Raw genomic sequence first — 15,962 nt, 5'->3', positions numbered from 1 at the left:
TCGGAAAAGCCATGAACACGACACTTGAAACGACGGCAAATCCCTTGCCGGAAGAGCTCACTTTTCTCGCCGAGCGCTTGACGGCATTCAACGATAGCGACGTCGGCGCTTCCGAAAGGAAGGCCCTGGCGGTGTTCGTGCGCGACGAGGATGGCGCGGTGGTCGCCGGCATCTCCGGCTACACCGCCTGGGGCTGGCTTTACGTGCAATGGCTGTGGGTCGATGAAAGGCTGCGCGGCCAGCACATGGCCGGCAGCATGCTGGACGCGGCCGAACAGGAAGCCGTGGCGCGCGGCTGCCGGAATGCCTGGATCGACACCTTCAATCCCAACGCCGCCAAGGTCTATCAGCGCCAGGGCTATCAGCCCTTCGGCACGCTTGCCGATTTCCCTGTCGGCCGCAGCCGCATCTTCCTGCGGAAGACGCTGTCGCCGGCTTGATCAGCCCGCCAGGCGTCCGCCACGCATCGGCTGCGGTGCGCCGGTCGTGCTCGGGAAGCTGATCGGCAGGCCCCTCAGCACGCGAACCGCGAGGAAGGCAAAACACTCCGCCTCCACCGCGTCGCCGCTCCAGCCGAGGCTTTCGGCCTGCACCACTTCGACACCGGCGCGGCTGGCGAGCATCGCCATCATCGTCGGGTTGTGGCGGCCGCCACCGCTGACCACCAGTTTTTTCGGCCGGCTTGGCAAGAGGTCGAGCGCCTTGCCGACAGCGGCGGCGGTGAAGGCAGTGAGCAGGGCCGCACCATCCTCGGCATTCAGGCCGTCCGCCATCGCGGCGCCGAAGTCGAAGCGGTCCAGCGATTTCGGATAGGGCTTGGTCAGATAGGGGTGCTGCAACAGCTTGGCGAGCCGTTCCTCGTCGACCATTCCCGCGCGGCCAAGCACACCATCGCGGTCCATTTCGCCGAGCCCCTTCGACTTGATGAAGTCGTTCAGCGGGGCGTTCGCCGGTCCGGTGTCGAAGGCAACGACATTGTCGGCGCCGTCCCACCAGGTGACGTTGGCGACGCCGCCGAGATTGAGCACGGCCACCTCGCCGCTGGCACCGGCGCTGCGCATCAGCGCGGTGTGATAGGCAGCGGCCAATGGCGCACCTTGCCCGCCGGCACGCATGTCGGCCGAGCGGAAATCGTAGGCGACCTTGGTGCCGAGGATGGCGTGCATGAGTTCGCCATCGCCGAGCTGCCGGGTCTGGCCGAGCCGTCCCACCTGTGGTGCGCGGTGCAGCACGGTCTGGCCATGAAAACCGACGACGCCGATGTCGGCCATCGTCATGCCATAGCCTTCGACGAGTTCCTTGACCGCCGCGGACTGGGCACGCGTCAGGGCGTCTTCCGCCTTGCGGAAGATCGCCGGCTCCGGTCCGGTGAAATTCCAGGCTCTTGCCGCGGTCAGCGTCTCTTCCAGCAGGGAACGGATCGATTGCGGGTAGGGCATCAGCCTATAGGTGCCGAAATCGTCGATGCGCTCGCCATCGGTCTTGATCAGCGCGACGTCGATGTTGCCGTCAAGCACGGTGCCGGTCATCAGGCCGACGGCCCAGATTGGTTCCATGGTCACTTTCCTAATAATCCCCGTTAACAAAGTCGCCGACCGCCTGCCGAAGCGCGGCGATGCCGCTGTCGAAATGACGTGTCGGATGGATCCGGTTGGTGAGCAAGGTCCAGGCCTTGCCTCTGTCGAAGTCGATCCACAGTCCCGTGCCGGTAAAGCCGGTGTGGCCGATGGTTCCCGGACTGCACAACATCCCGCCGGACCAGCCCTCATAGGGGCGCTCCCAGCCATGGGTGCGGGTGGCGGACAAGGGCGTTCGCATCAGCGCGATCGAACGCTCGGAAGCGCCAGTGCCATCCAATAGCCCCTGCGCGAAATCGAGGACGGAAGCGGCCGTTCCGAACAGGCCGGCGTGCCCCGCGCCTTGCAATGCCGAGCAATTGGCGTCGTGCACCTCGCCGGACAGCACCCGATGGCGCCAGGTGCAATCCTCTGTCGCGGCGGCGGCGTCCGGTTCGGCGGAGAATGCGAAGCCGGGACCGGGATATATGTCCCGGACCATCTTTCCCGACAGCCGCTCAAGCGCAAAGCCGAGCAGGATGAAGTTGATGTCGGAATAGACCGGGTCGCGGGCGCGCCATTCGCGCTGCAGGATGAAGGCACGCAGCAGTTCGGGGTCGCGCCCATAGGTGTAGATCGGCTCGACGGCGGGAAACGGTGTCTGGTGGCCGAGACACTGGCGGAAAGTTGCCTTCCGTTCCCAGGCCTCTGCATCATACTGGCGTAGGTCCGGCAGGGCGGAGGTCAGCGGCGCGTCGAGATCGATGGTGCCGGCTTCCGCCAGCGCCAGGATGCGCGGCGTGGTGAAGATGACCTTGGTCAAGGACGCCAGGTCGAACCAGGTTTGCTCCTCCATGGGTCTTGGATTTGGCACCAACTGCGCGGAGCCGATCGCCCTGACGGTGCGTGCGCCATTTCTGTCGACAATGCCGAGCACACCGCCAGGAATGCGCCTGGCGGCCACGGCGGCTGCCAGTGGTGCGAACGCGCGATCGAAGAGCTGGGCGAGGGCGCTCAATGCCGGCCTCCATCTGAAAAGTAGCACTGCGTCCCACCACCCATCACGCCTCCGCCCTCGCTCGATGATCAGGCCCAAACTGCTGCCACCTCGCTGGCGCCGGCTCAAACCCCTGCGGGCGCACCAGCGAGGGAACCTGGCGCGTGTCGAGTTCGAAATGTTCATGCCGGCGGTCGATGGTCGGAACGGCGGCGATGAGCTTCTTCGTATAGGAATGCTTCGGCTTCGACAGCACCGAGGTCGCGTCGCCGATCTCGACGATCTGGCCGGCATAGATGACGGCGATCCGGTGGGCGATCCGCTCGACGACAGCCATGTCGTGCGAGATGAACAGATAAGCCAGCCCAAACTCGCGCTGCAGGTCGACCAGCAACTCCAGCACCTTGGCCTGCACCGAGACATCGAGCGCGGACACCGCTTCGTCGAGAACCACGACGGAAGGGTTGAGCATCAGCGCGCGGGCGATGCACAGCCTTTGCCGCTGGCCGCCGGAGAATTCGTGCGGATAGCGCTCCAGACTGTTTTTTGGCAGGCCGACGCGTTCCAGCAGGCTCGCCATCCTGGCCCGCGTTTCAGACTTCACCCGGCCACCGGTGGCGATCACCGGCTCGGCCAGAATGCTCTCGATGGTCAGCCTTGGATTGAGCGAGGCATAGGGGTTCTGGAACACCATCTGCACAGGCAGGGCGCTCTGCTCGGCCGAAGCCTTTCGGACTCCGACCGTGAAGCTGCCGCGTGTCGAACGCACCAGCCCCAGGACGGCGCGCGCGGTGGTCGATTTGCCCGAGCCGCTCTCGCCGACGATGGCCAGTGTTTCACCTGGCATCAGGTCGAAATCGATGCCATCGACGGCATGCACCGCGCCGCTGGCGCGGCTGAAGAAACTGCTCTTGAGAGGAAATCGTACAACCAGGTTATCGACCTTCAGGGCCGGTTCCGTGCTTGCATCCTTGTCGCGCTGCCCGTCCACGCGCGTCGCGCTGCCGTTGGCGAAATGCGGCACGGCATGCAGCAGGTGCTGCGTATAGGGATGCTGTGGAGTGTCGAGGATCTGGTTCAGCTCGCCTTGCTCCACGGCCTGGCCGTTCTGCATCACCATCACCTTGTCGGCGATACCGGCAACCAGGCCGATGTCGTGGGTGATGAAGATCATCGACATGCCGGTTTCCCGCTTCAGCTCGGCCAGCAGCGCCATGATCTGCGCCTGCACCGTCACGTCGAGCGCCGTCGTCGGCTCGTCGGCGATGAGCAGGCGCGGATTGCAGGCCAGCGCAATGGCGATCATCACCCGCTGCAGCATGCCGCCTGACAGCTGGTTGGGCGTGTATTTCAGCCGCCGCGCGGCATCGGGAATGCGCACGCGGTCGAGCGCATCCCTGGCCGCTGCGGTGGCTTGTCTTCCGGTCAGCCCGCGGTGCAGGCGAAACGATTCCTCGATCTGCCTGCCGATGCTCAGCACCGGATTGAGCGAAGTCATCGGCTCCTGGAAGATCATGCCGATCTCGGCGCCGCGAATGCCGGTCAGCTGCGGCTCGGTCGCGGTCATCAGGTCGAAGACGCTGCCATCGGCGCGCTTCAGCTTCATGGCGCCACCGGTGATGCGGCCACCGCCAAAATCGATGAGGCGGTTGATCGACAGTGCGGTGACGGATTTGCCCGAGCCGCTCTCGCCGACGATGGCCAGCGTCTCGCCATCGGCGAGGTCGAAGCTGACGCCGCGCACCACCTCATTGGCTTGCGGATTGCGGCCGAAGCCGACGCGCAGATCCGTGACGGACAGCAGCGGGGTCATGCCGGCGCCCTCCGCATCCTCGGATCGAGGATATCGCGCAAGGCGTCGCCAAGCAGATTGAAGCCGAGGATGCTGATCATGATCGCCAGACCCGGAAAGATCATCAGCCAGGGCGCCGTCTCCATCAGATTGCGGCTGTCGCTCAGCATCAGGCCGAGCGAGGCGGCGGGCGGCTGTGTGCCGAGCCCCAGGAAACTCAGGCCCGCTTCCGTCAGCAGCGCCCAGGCCAGCGCCAGCGTCACCTGGACGGTCAACGGCGCCACCAGGTTGAGCAGCAGATGGCGTGTGACAATGTAGCTTGAGCTGCTGCCGAAGGTGCGCGCGGCGTCGACGAATTCGCGCGCCTTGAGCGACAAGGCAGGGCCGCGCACCACGCGGGTGAAAATCGGCGTGTAGACGATGCCGATGGCGACGACACTCGTCCATGTGCCCGGCCCGGCAACGGTGACGATGAGCAGCGCCAGAAGGATAGCCGGGAAGGCCAGCAGCACGTCCATGACCCGCATCACAACGCCGTCCCAGCGGCGTCCGAGCCAGGCGGCGGCCAGCCCCAGCACTGTGCCGGCAAGCGTCGCGAAGGCCACCGAGAAGAAGGCAACGGTGAAGGATTGGCCGACGCCCGCCATCAGCCGGCTGGCCACGTCGCGGCCGAACAGGTCGGTGCCCATCCAGTAAGCGCCGTTGGGCGCATGCAGCCGGTCGACCCGGTATTGCGTGATGGGATTGTGCGGCGTCAGCCCCAGCATACCGAGGATGGCGATCAACAGATAGACGCCGACGATGATGCCGCCGATGCGGCCGCTGCCATGGCCGAAGATGGCGCGCAGGATGCGCATCATGGCTCTCCCAGCCGAATGCGCGGATCGAGCGCGACATAGGCGAGGTCGACCAGGAGATTGACGATCATGAAGTTGAAGGCGATGAACAGCACGCTGCCTTGCACCAGCGCGTAATCGCGTTGCAGGATCGCGTCCAGCACCATGCGTCCAAGCCCCGGCAGGGCATAGATCTGCTCGACGATGACGGCGCCGCCCAGCAGGTAGCCGAACTCAATGCCGCTGAGCGTCACGACCGGGATCAGCGCATTGGGCAGGGCGTGCCGCCAGATGACGCTGCGTGCCGAGGCGCCCTTGCTGCGCGCGGTGCGGACATAGTCGTCGCTCAACACGTCGAGCATCGCCGAGCGCGATATGCGGGTGACCGACGCGGCGAAGGCGAAGCCGAGTGTGATGGCGGGCAGGATCAGCTGGCTGAGATTGCGCAGGGGATCGTGCCAGATCGGCGCGAATTCGCCCATCGCCGGCAGCACGCCGAAGCCAGCCGACAGCGTGTAGATGATCAGCAGGCCAAGCACGAAGCTCGGCGTCGACTGGCCGATCATGGCGGCGATGCGCACGCCGAGATCCGACAATTTCTCATTGTGCGTGGCGGCAAAGATCCCCGCCGGCATGCCCACGGCAAGCGCGATGATCATCGACAGGATTGCCAGTTCGAGCGTCAGCGGGAAGCGCTCGAGGATGACGTCGAGCACCGGCCGGCCATAGGTGACCGAGATGCCGAGATTGCCGTGCAGGATGCCGCCTATCCAGCGCCAGTACTGGACGAACCAGGGCTGGTCGATGCCGAAATAGGCGGCGAGCGAGTCGCGTTGCGCCGGCGTCAGCAGGCCGGCTTCGGTCCCCAGCATCGCCGTGATCGAATCGCCTGGCACCATCCGGATCGCAACGAAGACCAGGATGGACACGCCAAGCAGGACGAGAGGAAACGTCGCCAGTCGTCGCATCAGATAATTCACGCGAAGAGTACCTCTCGTCCAATGCCGGCGGCTACTGCTGGATGGTAACCTTGCTCAGGCTGAACAGAGTGCCCGTCGGGGTCGGCACGAACCCCGCAATGTTCTTCTGCTGGGCCGTATAGCTGTACGAGGTGTAGAGCCAGATCCATGGCGACATCTCGGCGAGGTGCTTCTCGAACTCGGCGAAGATCACCTTGCGTTTCGCCGGATCGGTCTCGGCGCGGCCCTTCTGCATCAGGCTGTCGAGCGTGTCGTCGATGTAGTTCGCCACCTTCTGCAAATTGCCTGATTTGGTCCAGTAGCGGTTGTACATGGTGTAGGGGTCGGCGCGGCCGCCGTTGAGCGCGATGGCCATGTCGAAGTCGCCCTTCAGCCAGGCGTCGACATAGACGTTGAGCTCCATCATCTTGATGTCGAGCTTGACGCCGATTTCGGCCAGCTGCGACTGGATGACCTGGGCTTCCGCCGCCGCCGTCGGCGGCTCGCCGGTGGCACCGATCACCGTCGCCGAAAAGCCATCGGCATAGCCGGCCTCGGACATCAGCTTCTTGGCCTTCTCGACGTCGCGCTTGTAGCAGAACAGCTGGCTGGGATCGGTCGCCAGGGCTGGGATGGTCAGCGGCCCGGTGACCTTGCCTTCGCCGAGCGAAGCGGTGTCCAGCACCTCCTGCCGGTCGATGGCGCAGGAGATGGCCTGGCGCACCTTGAGCTCGGTCATCGGCTTGCGCGACGGATTGAGCTGCAGCACGTGATAGGACAGAACCGGCACCCGGTTCAGTTGCAGGCTGGCTTCCTTCGGCACCAGCGTGGCGACGAGCGGGTCGTTGAGCAACGCGAAATCGATCTGCTTGGTGCGCATGGCGGCCAGGATCGCGGCTTCGTCGGGAAGCACGCTGATCTCGATGCCGTCGACGCCGGTCGCGCCGCCGGCCCAGTCCTTGTTGGCGCTCAGCACCTCCTTGGCATTGGGGTCCCATTTGTCGAGCTTGAAGGGTCCTGAGCCGAGCGCCTTGGTGCCGATCGAGCCGGCCTTGATTTCGCTTGCCGGAACGATGGCCGCGTTGACATCGCTCATCGCCGTCAGGATCGGCGCGTCCGGCTGCGAGAGATGAAACACGACGGTCGCCGCATCGGGCGTGTCGATGCTGGCGATCGACAGGAAGTTGGCGCGGGCGGCCGCACCGGTCTTCTCGTCGAGGATGCGCTCGAACGATGCCTTGACGTCGGCCGGGGTCACAGCCGTGCCGTCCTGGAATTTCGCCTTGGGATCGAGCTTGAAGGTCAGCTCCTTGCCGTCCTTGGAGAATTCCCAGGAGGTGGCGATGGCTGGGATGATCTGCAGGCTGGCGTCGACCCGCACCAGCGGCTCATAGATCAGCTCGAGCAGCCGCAGCGACGAAAAGGCCGTCTGCTTGTGCGGGTCGAGCCCGGTAGCATCCTGCGACCAGGCCATATGCAGCGTCGCTGCATTCGCCTGCGTTGAAACCGCGGCCACGCCGAGCATCGCGGCCAGCGTGATGCCTGACAGCAGCTTTCTTGTGAGGTGAACCATTCTCGTCTCCCATTCTGATTGAACTTGATGCCTTGCAGTTTCTGCGGACCGCTTCCAAGACACACATGGTTTGGAGTATCAGCCCAGTCTATGCGGCTTCACGCCGTCTTGTCTCAAGCGGCTTCACGCCGTTGTGTCGCTGATCGCCTTTCGCAGGAATCCTCCGGCCTTGCCGAGAGCCGCACGCGCCTCCTCGACGCCCATGCCGGTGATCGTCACCAGGATCGCCAGCTTCACATCATTGCCGGTCTGGCCGAGAACGTGTTTTGCCTGCTGCGCCGTGCAGCCGGTCGTCTGCATGACGATCCGGATCGCCCTGGCGACCAGCTTCTTGTTGGACGGGTTAAGATCGACCATCAGGTTCTGGTAGCTCTTGCCGATGCGGATCATGCTGGCGGTGGTCAGCATGTTGAGCACCAGCTTCTGCGCGGTTCCCGACTTCAGCCGGGTCGAGCCGGTGAGCACTTCCGGACCGACAACCGGCGAGATGGCGATGTCGGCCATGCCGGCAATGGTCGATGCCGGATTGCAGGACAGCGCGACCGTCGTTGCGCCCACCTGCCTGGCATAGTTCAGTCCGCCGATGACATAGGGCGTGCGCCCACTGACCGCTATGCCGACCACCACGTCGTCTGCTGTGAGCCCGATCTCCTGCAATGCCTTGGCACCCATTTTGGGATCGTCCTCGGCGCCTTCTGTCGACCGCACCAGGGCGTCAGGACCGCCGGCGATCAGGCCGACGACCATGCCTTCGGGCACGCCGAACGTCGGCGGACACTCCGAAGCGTCGAGAACCCCGAGCCGGCCGCTGGTGCCGGCGCCCATATAGATCAGCCGCGCACCCTTCTGGAAGGCAAGCACGGTGCGGTCCACCGCGGCGGCGATTTCCGGCACGACCTTCTCGACAGCCGCCGGGACGGCCCTGTCTTCATCGTTGATCTTGCGCAGGACGTCGATGGTCGGCAGCAGGTCGATGTCCATCGTCCTCGGGTTGCGGCCCTCGGAAACCAGCCGGTCCAGCTCGGACATCAACCCTTGTTCGGTCATCTCTTACTTTCAAATCGTGCCGCACGGCCGGCGTCGAGCGTAGCTCCTTGACCGGCACCAGCGCACACGGACCATGGGTCCGTTGTCGCTACCTGTTTTCCTTCGTTAACTTTTTAGAATTGAATATTCGCACCGTCAACAGGAATGTGGAATATATTATTCCTATCCGGACAGAGCGCTATCGCCCGCCGCAGGACCGTTTGGCGAGGATGATCGCGCCCGAGACGGCATCGCCGTCAGCCGGCTTCAGGCGGCGCCTCACATCGGGGGCGAGCCATGGTTCGAGCGGGCTGGACAGGCCGCCCAGCAAGGTCACGCGCGGCGCGCCTTGTTCGAACAGCACCCGCACCAGCGTGTCGATCTGCTCGGCCGCACTTTGCACGATGCGCCGCCCGACCGGGTCGCCCTGGTCGGCATGGCGCATCACCATCGGCGCCAGGACCGCGTAGTCCGTGGCGCTGGCGCGGTCCATCCAGGCGACCGCTTCCATCGGGTCGCCCTCGAAGCGCTGCATCACCTCCGCCAGCAGCGCCGTCCGCTCATGCCGGCCATCATGGGCGCGCAACGCCAGCTGCACCGCTTTCAGTCCAAGATCGGCGCCGCTGCCTTCGTCGGAGATCGGAAACCCGTAACCGCCGACACGCAGGTCGCGGCCGTCGACAAAGCCGAGGCCGATCGAGCCCGTGCCGGCAATGACGATGGCGCCGTCCTGGCCGGAATGGGCGCCGAGGCAGGCACCGACGCCGTCGCTGACGAAATCGATGCTGGCAAATGGATGCGCGATCTCCCGCAACGCCTCCAGCGCGCCCTTGCGGCCGATGCCGGCAAGGCCGATACCGGCGCTGATCCGGGCGGTCTTGGCTGGTCCGAACCCTGCCTCTTCGATCGCCGCGTCGAAAGCTTTCGCAATCGAGGCCCAGGCAGCGTCGATGCCGAGCCGGGTTGTTGCCGGGCCCGACAGGCCCTGTCCCAGCACGTTTCCCTGGGCATCCTCGATGCGAGCCCTGCAGCCGGTGCCGCCGCCGTCGACACCGAGAAAATAATGATCCGCGTCGCTCATGCGCTCAGCCGCTCGATGTCGGCGCCGCACAGGCGGAGCTTGCGGTCCAACTGCTCATAGCCGCGGTCGAGGTGATAGACGCGGTTGATGGTCGTCTCGCCCTCGCACACCAGCGCCGCCAGCACCAGCGACACCGAAGCACGCAGGTCGGTGGCCATCACCGGCGCGCCATGTAGCCTTTCGCCACCACGCACCAGCGCCGTGGTGCCCTGCAGCTTGATGTTGGCGCCGAGCCGCATCAGTTCGGGAACATGCATGAAGCGGTTCTCGAAGATCGTTTCGCGCAACAGCGACGCGCCCGCGGCACAACACATCAGCGCCATGAACTGCGCCTGGAGATCGGTCGGAAACCCCGGATAGGGTTCCGTCGTGAGGTCGACCGCCTTGAGCGGCCGGTCGCGCGACACGATGAGCCCGCGGTCGCCCGGCCAGACGCTGACGCCGGTGGCCTCCAGCAGTTGCACCACCGAGGCCATATGCTCGAGCCGGGCATGCGTCAGTTCGAGCTGTCCGCCGGTAATCGCCGCGGCGATGGCATAGGTGCCGGCCTCGATCCGGTCCGGGATGATGTCGTGCCGGGCAGCGTGCCAGGTCGTGTTGCCGGCGATCAGGATGCGGTGCGTGCCGGCGCCCTCGATGCGCGCGCCCATGGCGTTCAGGCAAGCGGCGAGGTCCGCCACTTCGGGTTCGCGCGCCGCGTTGAGGATCTCGGTTTCGCCCTTGGCCGTGGTCGCCGCCATCATCGCGGTCTCCGTTGCCCCGACCGATGGTGAGCTCAAGACGATGCGCGTGCCGGTCAGCCCGTGCGGCACTGATGCGACGATCGAGCCGTTTTCGATGGCGATCCGGGCGCCCAGTGCGGCGAGCGCCGCGACATGCATGTCGACCGGCCGCGCGCCGATCGCGCAGCCGCCCGGCAGCGAAACCCGCGCATGGCCGAAGCGGGCCAGCAGTGGCGCCAGGACGAGCACCGTCGCCCGCATCTTTCGCACCGTATCGTAGGACGTCTCCTTGGAGACGGCGGCACTGGTGTCGATCGTCGCGGCATGGGCCGACCGCGTCACTTCGGCGCCGTGCAGCCGCACTACGCCGAGCATGTTCTCGACGTCGGTCACATCAGGCAGGTTGGTCAGTTCGAGCGGGTAGGGGCTGAGCAGGGCCGCCGCGATCTGCGGCAGGGCAGCGTTCTTGGCGCCGGATATGGTGACCGCGCCTTCCAGTCTTTGTCCGCCGACGATCCGCAGTCTGTCCATGGGCTGAAACCTTGTGCCAGGAGCCGGGCCGCCGTCACGCTCCGGAGTGCTGCTCCGAATCCTGGATTGGCTTGGGTCCAGGTCGAGAATTAATTGTGCGTTCTTGGCTGTCAATCGGAATTGGAATATTTTATTCCTATCTTGGCGCGCCGTCAGCCGGGGTTGGCTGTGCGCCTTGCCGGCCTGAAACGCGTAAGGGAATCCCGTGTCCGTTCTGAACAGGATCAATGCGAAGCTCGACGGCATGGCTCCTGGCGATCGTGAGATCGGCCAGTACATCGTCGACAATCCCGACCAGATGCTGCGCCTGTCGACTGCCGCACTTGCGGCCGAGATCGGACGCAGCCAGTCGAGCGTCGTCAAGTTCAGCCAGAAGCTCGGCTATGCCAGCTACCAGGAACTCAAGCTCGCCGTCAGCGAGGCCAAGGCGCAGGAATGGCAGGTGCCGGCCGGCGTGATCCACGGTTCGATCGAGGTCGGCGACAGCTACCAGGTTATTCTGAAAAAGCTGGTCGGCAGCAAGCTTCTGTCGATACAGCGGACCGTCGCCGCCAACACCGAGCGGATCATTTCCAGGGCGCTGGAACTATTGGATGGCGCGCGCCGCATCCATCTGGTCGGTGTCGGCGCCTCCTCGCTGGTGGCGCGCGATTTCTCCTACAAGCTGATGAAGCTCGGCCGCAATGTGCTGCATGACAGCGACAGCCACATCCAGATGGCCAATGTCTCGACGCTCGGGCCTGGCGATGTGCTGTTTGCACTCTCCTATTCCGGCGCCAGCATCGAAACCTTGCGCATCGCCGAGCTTGCCCGCAAGCGCGGCACGACGGTGATCGCCGTCACCGGCCTGCACGACAATCCGCTGAGCCGGGTTGCCGACATCTGCCTCTACACCATCGCCGACGAGGAGCGTGCGCGCTCCTCATCCATCACCGCACGCGACGCGCAGCTGACGCTGACCGACCTTTTGTTCATCCTGCTGGTGCAAAAGCAGCCCGACGCCAACGAACATATCCACAACAGCGAGCTAGCGGTCTCGGTGCTGAAGGCCGATCGGTCTTCGTAGTTTCCTCAGGACGGAGGGCAGTCCCGCCGTCATCTGGAATGGAGCCTGCCTCTCCCACGATCTGCCAGAGGCTTGCACGTGCGGTTTTTGGTATCCACATCCTCCTGACACCAAAATCGCAGCAAAGGCTTTTCTTGCCTCTTGTCGCCGAAAGCGCGACGTTGCGAAACACCGGAGGAAAAAATCATGACATCCGATGTGGCCGTCATTGCAGGTGCGGGCGCTGGCCTGAGCGCCTCGCTTGCGCGTCTTCTCACGAGAGAGGGCTTCCGTGTGGTTCTGGCGGCCCGCAACGTCGAGAAGCTGCGCGCCCTGGTCGACGAGACCGGCGCACTGGCCGTCGAGACGGACGTCGCCGATCCAGCCTCCGTTGCAAATTTGTTCGACGCCGCCGACAAGGCCGGTCCGCTGCGCTTGCGGTGTTCAACGCCAGCGGGCGCACGCGCGGCCCGATCGCCGATCTCGATCCCGATGCGGTCAGGCAGGCGCTGCTGGTCGGCGCTTATGGCGGCTTCCTGGTCGGCCAGCAGGCGGCGCGGCGGCTGCTGGCGCGGGGCTCGGGATCGATCCTGTTCACCGGTGCCACCGCCAGCCTCAAGGGGTTTTCCGGCTCGGCCGGCTTTGCCATGCCGAAATTCGGCCTGCGCGGACTGGCGCAATCCATGGCCCGCGAGCTTGCGCCCAAAAACATCCATGTCGCGCATTTCATGATTGACGGTCAGATCGCGCCGCCCGGACAGGCAACCGATCCCGACAGGCCGGACCACCGCCTGTCGCCAGACGCGATCGCCGAGGCCTATCTCGCGGTCCATCGTCAGCACCGGAGCGCTTGGAGCTTCGAAGTCGAGCTCAGGCCGTGGGTCGAGGCGTTCTGACAATCTAACTGATGCGGCCATAGTTCATGCCGCCGACAATCTGGTCGACCACGATGCCCTTATAGGGCAATCGGACCTAAACGCTTTCGAGGTAGGTCTCGATCTCGAAATCGCTGACATTGAGCGCGAACGTGTTCAGTTCCTGGCGTTTGCAGGCGATGAAAGAGTCGCGCAGGATTGCCGGAAAGATCTCGGCCACGTGTGTCCCGCTCTCGAAACTGGCGATCGCGGAGGCCCAGTCCGGCGGCAGCTTGGCCGGCACAAGCCCTTGCCAGTCGCTGCCGGTCGGGTCGCCGGGCGATAACTGTCTTTCAATGCCGATTAGTGCTGCGCCCAATATGGCGGCAAGCACCAGATAGGGATTGGCATCCGCTCCCGAAACGCGATGCTCGATGCGACGCGCGCCGGTCGGGCCACCGGGAATGCGGATCGCGACCATGCGGTTCTCGTAACCCCAGGCCACGGCGGTCGGAGCGTAGGACCTCGGACGCAGCCTGCGGTATGAATTGAAGTGCGGTGCGAACACCAGCGTGCTCTCGGCCATCGCCGCGAGAAGGCCGCCGACCGCATGGCGCATGATTTCCGAGCCCTGATCCGTGCCGTCGTCGAACACGTTGCGCCCCTCGGCGTCGACCAGGCTGAAGTGGACGTGAAAGCCGTTGCCGGCGCGGTCGCCATAGGGCTTGGCCATGAAACAGGCGGCAAAGCCGTGCTTGCGGGCGATGCCTTTCACCGTGCGCTTGAACAACACGGCATCGTCGGCCGCCCGCAGAGCGTCGGCGACGTGGTTCAGATTGATCTCGAACTGGCCGACGCCGTTTTCGGCAATGGCCGTGTCGACGGGAATGCCTTGCGTTCTGCAGGCTTCGTAAACGTCGTGGATGAAGGATTCGAAGTCGTCGATCTCATCGATCGAGAGCGCGGCGTCGGAATCGAGGCGGCGCCCGGTTACCGGTGACACCGGCCCGACCGGCCGCTGCGACTGCGGATCGACCAGATAGAATTCGAGTTCCGTCGCCGCGACCGGGGTCAATCCCAGGGCCTTGTAGCGATCGAGAATGCGGGCCAGCGCCCGCCGTGGATCGCCAAGATAGGGCGCGCCGGTTTCGTCGGCGAGCCAGAGCGGGACAAGCGCGGTGGGATGCGCCGTCCAGGCCACCGGGAGAATGCCGCGCCCCGTCCATTGGCACAATCCGTCGGCGTCGCCGGTCGAGAAAACCAGCGTGTTGCCTTCGATGTCTTCGCCCCAGATGTCGAGGCCGATCAGGGAATAAGGCATGCGCAGCTTGCCTTCCAGCGCCTTGCGTGCCTGCTCGACCGGGATGCGCTTGCCGCGCATGACGCCGTTGAGGTCGCACACCGCCGCCCTCAGGCTCTGGATGTCGTTTCTGGTTTCAAGCCAGTTCAAAACGTCCGCAATTGCATCGCTCAATTTCTAACCTCTGGTTTTTGAAGGTGCCGCAACCTGACCGGCTACGCTGTCCCTGGTAAAAATGGCTTGTGAGTTCTTGAAAACCAAAATCCGACCGCCGCCGGAGGTTTTCTTATCTTTTCAAGTCACTAGTCGGGATGTCGGGAGGCATTTCAAAACCAATTACGCGATCTGCGATCGCAACATAGAGGCATGAGTTGGGAAAGCCAAGTGGCATTCGAGTGGTGCGTGTTACCAGGTGCAACCCGGCCACTTGATAAGCACGCTGTGCCCGTAGGCAGCCTCCTTATCGTCAAATGACTTGACGACCGACCATACCGGATTGCCGTTGTCGTCGGTTTCGTTGTTCACCATGACCGCAACGATATGGTCCGGATACGCGGCGCTCTCGACTGCCGTCAGCCTGTCGCGAACGCGCGCCTTTTCCTCGTCGGTCAGATGTCGTTTCATGGAAGAAACCTCCACCACTTTCCGCCGAGCATACAGGAGTTCGGCCCGCCATGCGACAGCAGGCAAGCTTCGACGACATACCTGCTATACGGCTGGATGCCTCTCGGTCGAAAGTGATCAAAGCGGGCAATTTTGTGCTAGTCTCGCGAGCGGTTGAACGGATGGTGGGTGGTGGCAATGCTTGAAGCGGACAAGATGTTCACCGGCTCGATTCCGGAAAACTACGACCGCTATATGGTGCCGTTGATTTTCGAGCCGTTCGCCGCGGATCTTGCGCGAAGGGCAGCGTCCTTGTCGCCGAGTGCCGTTTTGGAAATCGCCGCTGGCACCGGGGTGGTCACCCGCGCATTGGCGCCAAGACTGTCCCCCGGCGCAAGCTATGTCGTAACCGACCTCAACCAGCCGATGCTCGACTACGCCGCGTCGCGACAAGCTCCCGACAGTCGCATCACATGGCGCCAGGCGGACGCCCTGGCACTGCCATTTGAAGATGCGGTCTTCGATCTCGTTTGTTGTCAGTTCGGCGCGATGTTCTTTCCCGACCGCCCCTCAGGCTACCGCGAAGCAAAGCGGGTCTTGAAGCCCGGAGGCCATTTTTTGTTCAACGTCTGGGATCGCATCGAGGAGAATATATTCGCCAACGATGTGACGAATGCTCTCGCGGAGATTTTCCCGAACGATCCGCCGCGCTTTCTGGCCCGCACGCCACACGGCTACCACGATACGGCGCTGATCCGCAGCGAGCTGGAGGTCGCGGGCTTCTCCCATGTGATGATCGAAACGAGAGCCGAACAAAGCCGCGCATCCTCGCCGCGCGTTCCGGCCGTTGCCTATTGCCAGGGAACTGTTCTTCGCAGCGAAATCGAGGCCAGGGACGCGGGAGGACTGGAAGCCGCGACCGACTACGCAGCAGCCGCCATTGCGGACAGACATGGCCGCGGCGAGGTTGCCGCCAAAATTCAGGCCCACGTCATCATGGCTGTGGTCTAGAGCAATTCCAGGAAAAGTGTGAAACAGTTTTCCCGGGAAAAGCGCGTAGCGCTTTTCCCTAGGGAATTGCGTTAAA

Annotated in this window: 14 protein-coding genes and 1 pseudogene; 4 read left to right on the top strand and 11 right to left on the bottom strand. The window is 64.2% G+C overall.

What is annotated here, in order from left to right; all coding sequences use genetic code 11:
• The first annotated feature begins 11 nt into the window (after positions 1–11).
• A complete protein-coding gene (locus ACFSOZ_RS00170; RefSeq protein WP_379092018.1) occupies positions 12–440 on the top strand; it encodes a GNAT family N-acetyltransferase in 429 nt (142 codons plus the stop codon).
• Here ACFSOZ_RS00170 and ACFSOZ_RS00165 read toward each other — a convergent pair whose 3' ends face one another.
• The 9 genes from ACFSOZ_RS00165 to murA form a co-directional block, all read right to left on the bottom strand.
• Positions 441–1,556 (bottom strand): anhydro-N-acetylmuramic acid kinase, encoded by a 1,116-nt coding sequence (locus tag ACFSOZ_RS00165; protein ID WP_379092015.1) that lies wholly within the window; start codon positions 1,554–1,556, stop codon positions 441–443.
• 10 nt (positions 1,557–1,566) lie between these two features.
• Complete coding sequence (locus ACFSOZ_RS00160) at positions 1,567–2,574, bottom strand: serine hydrolase domain-containing protein (RefSeq protein ID WP_379092012.1); 1,008 nt, start codon at positions 2,572–2,574, stop codon at positions 1,567–1,569.
• A gap of 43 nt (positions 2,575–2,617) precedes the next feature.
• Positions 2,618–4,366, bottom strand: a complete 1,749-nt coding sequence (locus ACFSOZ_RS00155) for an ABC transporter ATP-binding protein (protein WP_379092009.1) — start codon at positions 4,364–4,366, stop codon at positions 2,618–2,620.
• Entirely contained in the window at positions 4,363–5,202 is an 840-nt protein-coding gene (locus tag ACFSOZ_RS00150) for an ABC transporter permease (RefSeq protein ID WP_379093748.1), read from the bottom strand. Before ACFSOZ_RS00150 ends, ACFSOZ_RS00155 begins: the two co-directional genes overlap by 4 nt.
• Positions 5,202–6,161, bottom strand: a complete 960-nt coding sequence (locus tag ACFSOZ_RS00145; RefSeq protein WP_379092006.1) for an ABC transporter permease — start codon at positions 6,159–6,161, stop codon at positions 5,202–5,204. The genes ACFSOZ_RS00150 and ACFSOZ_RS00145 overlap by 1 nt, the downstream gene beginning before the upstream one ends.
• A 31-nt stretch (positions 6,162–6,192) precedes the next feature.
• Positions 6,193–7,713 carry an ABC transporter substrate-binding protein gene (locus ACFSOZ_RS00140; protein ID WP_379092003.1) on the bottom strand — a complete coding sequence of 507 codons (1,521 nt, stop codon included), beginning with the start codon at positions 7,711–7,713 and terminating at the stop codon, positions 6,193–6,195.
• 123 nt (positions 7,714–7,836) lie between these two features.
• Positions 7,837–8,760, bottom strand: coding sequence for an N-acetylmuramic acid 6-phosphate etherase (gene murQ / locus ACFSOZ_RS00135; RefSeq protein ID WP_379092000.1), 924 nt, complete (start codon positions 8,758–8,760; stop codon positions 7,837–7,839).
• A 178-nt stretch (positions 8,761–8,938) separates the two neighbouring features.
• Complete coding sequence (locus tag ACFSOZ_RS00130; protein ID WP_379091997.1) at positions 8,939–9,820, bottom strand: glucosamine kinase nucleotide-binding domain-containing protein; 882 nt, start codon at positions 9,818–9,820, stop codon at positions 8,939–8,941.
• Complete coding sequence (gene murA, locus ACFSOZ_RS00125) at positions 9,817–11,073, bottom strand: UDP-N-acetylglucosamine 1-carboxyvinyltransferase (protein ID WP_379091994.1); 1,257 nt, start codon at positions 11,071–11,073, stop codon at positions 9,817–9,819. The genes ACFSOZ_RS00130 and murA overlap by 4 nt, the downstream gene beginning before the upstream one ends.
• A 205-nt stretch (positions 11,074–11,278) precedes the next feature.
• Between murA and ACFSOZ_RS00120 the strand changes: the two genes are divergently transcribed.
• Together ACFSOZ_RS00120 and ACFSOZ_RS00115 are read left to right on the top strand one after the other, a co-directional pair.
• Positions 11,279–12,139, top strand: a complete 861-nt coding sequence (locus tag ACFSOZ_RS00120) for a MurR/RpiR family transcriptional regulator (RefSeq protein ID WP_379091991.1) — start codon at positions 11,279–11,281, stop codon at positions 12,137–12,139.
• Between the two features lie 186 nt (positions 12,140–12,325).
• A pseudogene (locus ACFSOZ_RS00115) lies at positions 12,326–13,014 on the top strand (SDR family NAD(P)-dependent oxidoreductase).
• Between the two features lie 76 nt (positions 13,015–13,090).
• On the opposite strand, the gene ACFSOZ_RS00110 reads toward ACFSOZ_RS00115, so the two are convergent.
• On the bottom strand, positions 13,091–14,446 hold the full coding sequence (locus ACFSOZ_RS00110; RefSeq protein WP_379091988.1) for a glutamine synthetase family protein: 1,356 nt from the start codon (positions 14,444–14,446) through the stop codon (positions 13,091–13,093).
• A gap of 231 nt (positions 14,447–14,677) precedes the next feature.
• Positions 14,678–14,896, bottom strand: a complete 219-nt coding sequence (locus tag ACFSOZ_RS00105; RefSeq protein ID WP_379091985.1) for a hypothetical protein — start codon at positions 14,894–14,896, stop codon at positions 14,678–14,680.
• A gap of 177 nt (positions 14,897–15,073) precedes the next feature.
• Here ACFSOZ_RS00105 and ACFSOZ_RS00100 point away from each other — a divergent pair, with 177 nt between their 5' ends.
• Entirely contained in the window at positions 15,074–15,886 is an 813-nt protein-coding gene (locus tag ACFSOZ_RS00100) for a class I SAM-dependent methyltransferase (RefSeq protein WP_379091982.1), read from the top strand.
• Positions 15,887–15,962: the final 76 nt, after the last annotated feature.

The sequence above is a fragment of the Mesorhizobium newzealandense genome (genome assembly GCF_042682145.1).
Taxonomy (GTDB): Bacteria; Pseudomonadota; Alphaproteobacteria; order Rhizobiales; family Rhizobiaceae; genus Mesorhizobium; species Mesorhizobium newzealandense.
This window is presented reverse-complemented; position numbering and strand designations above follow the sequence as displayed.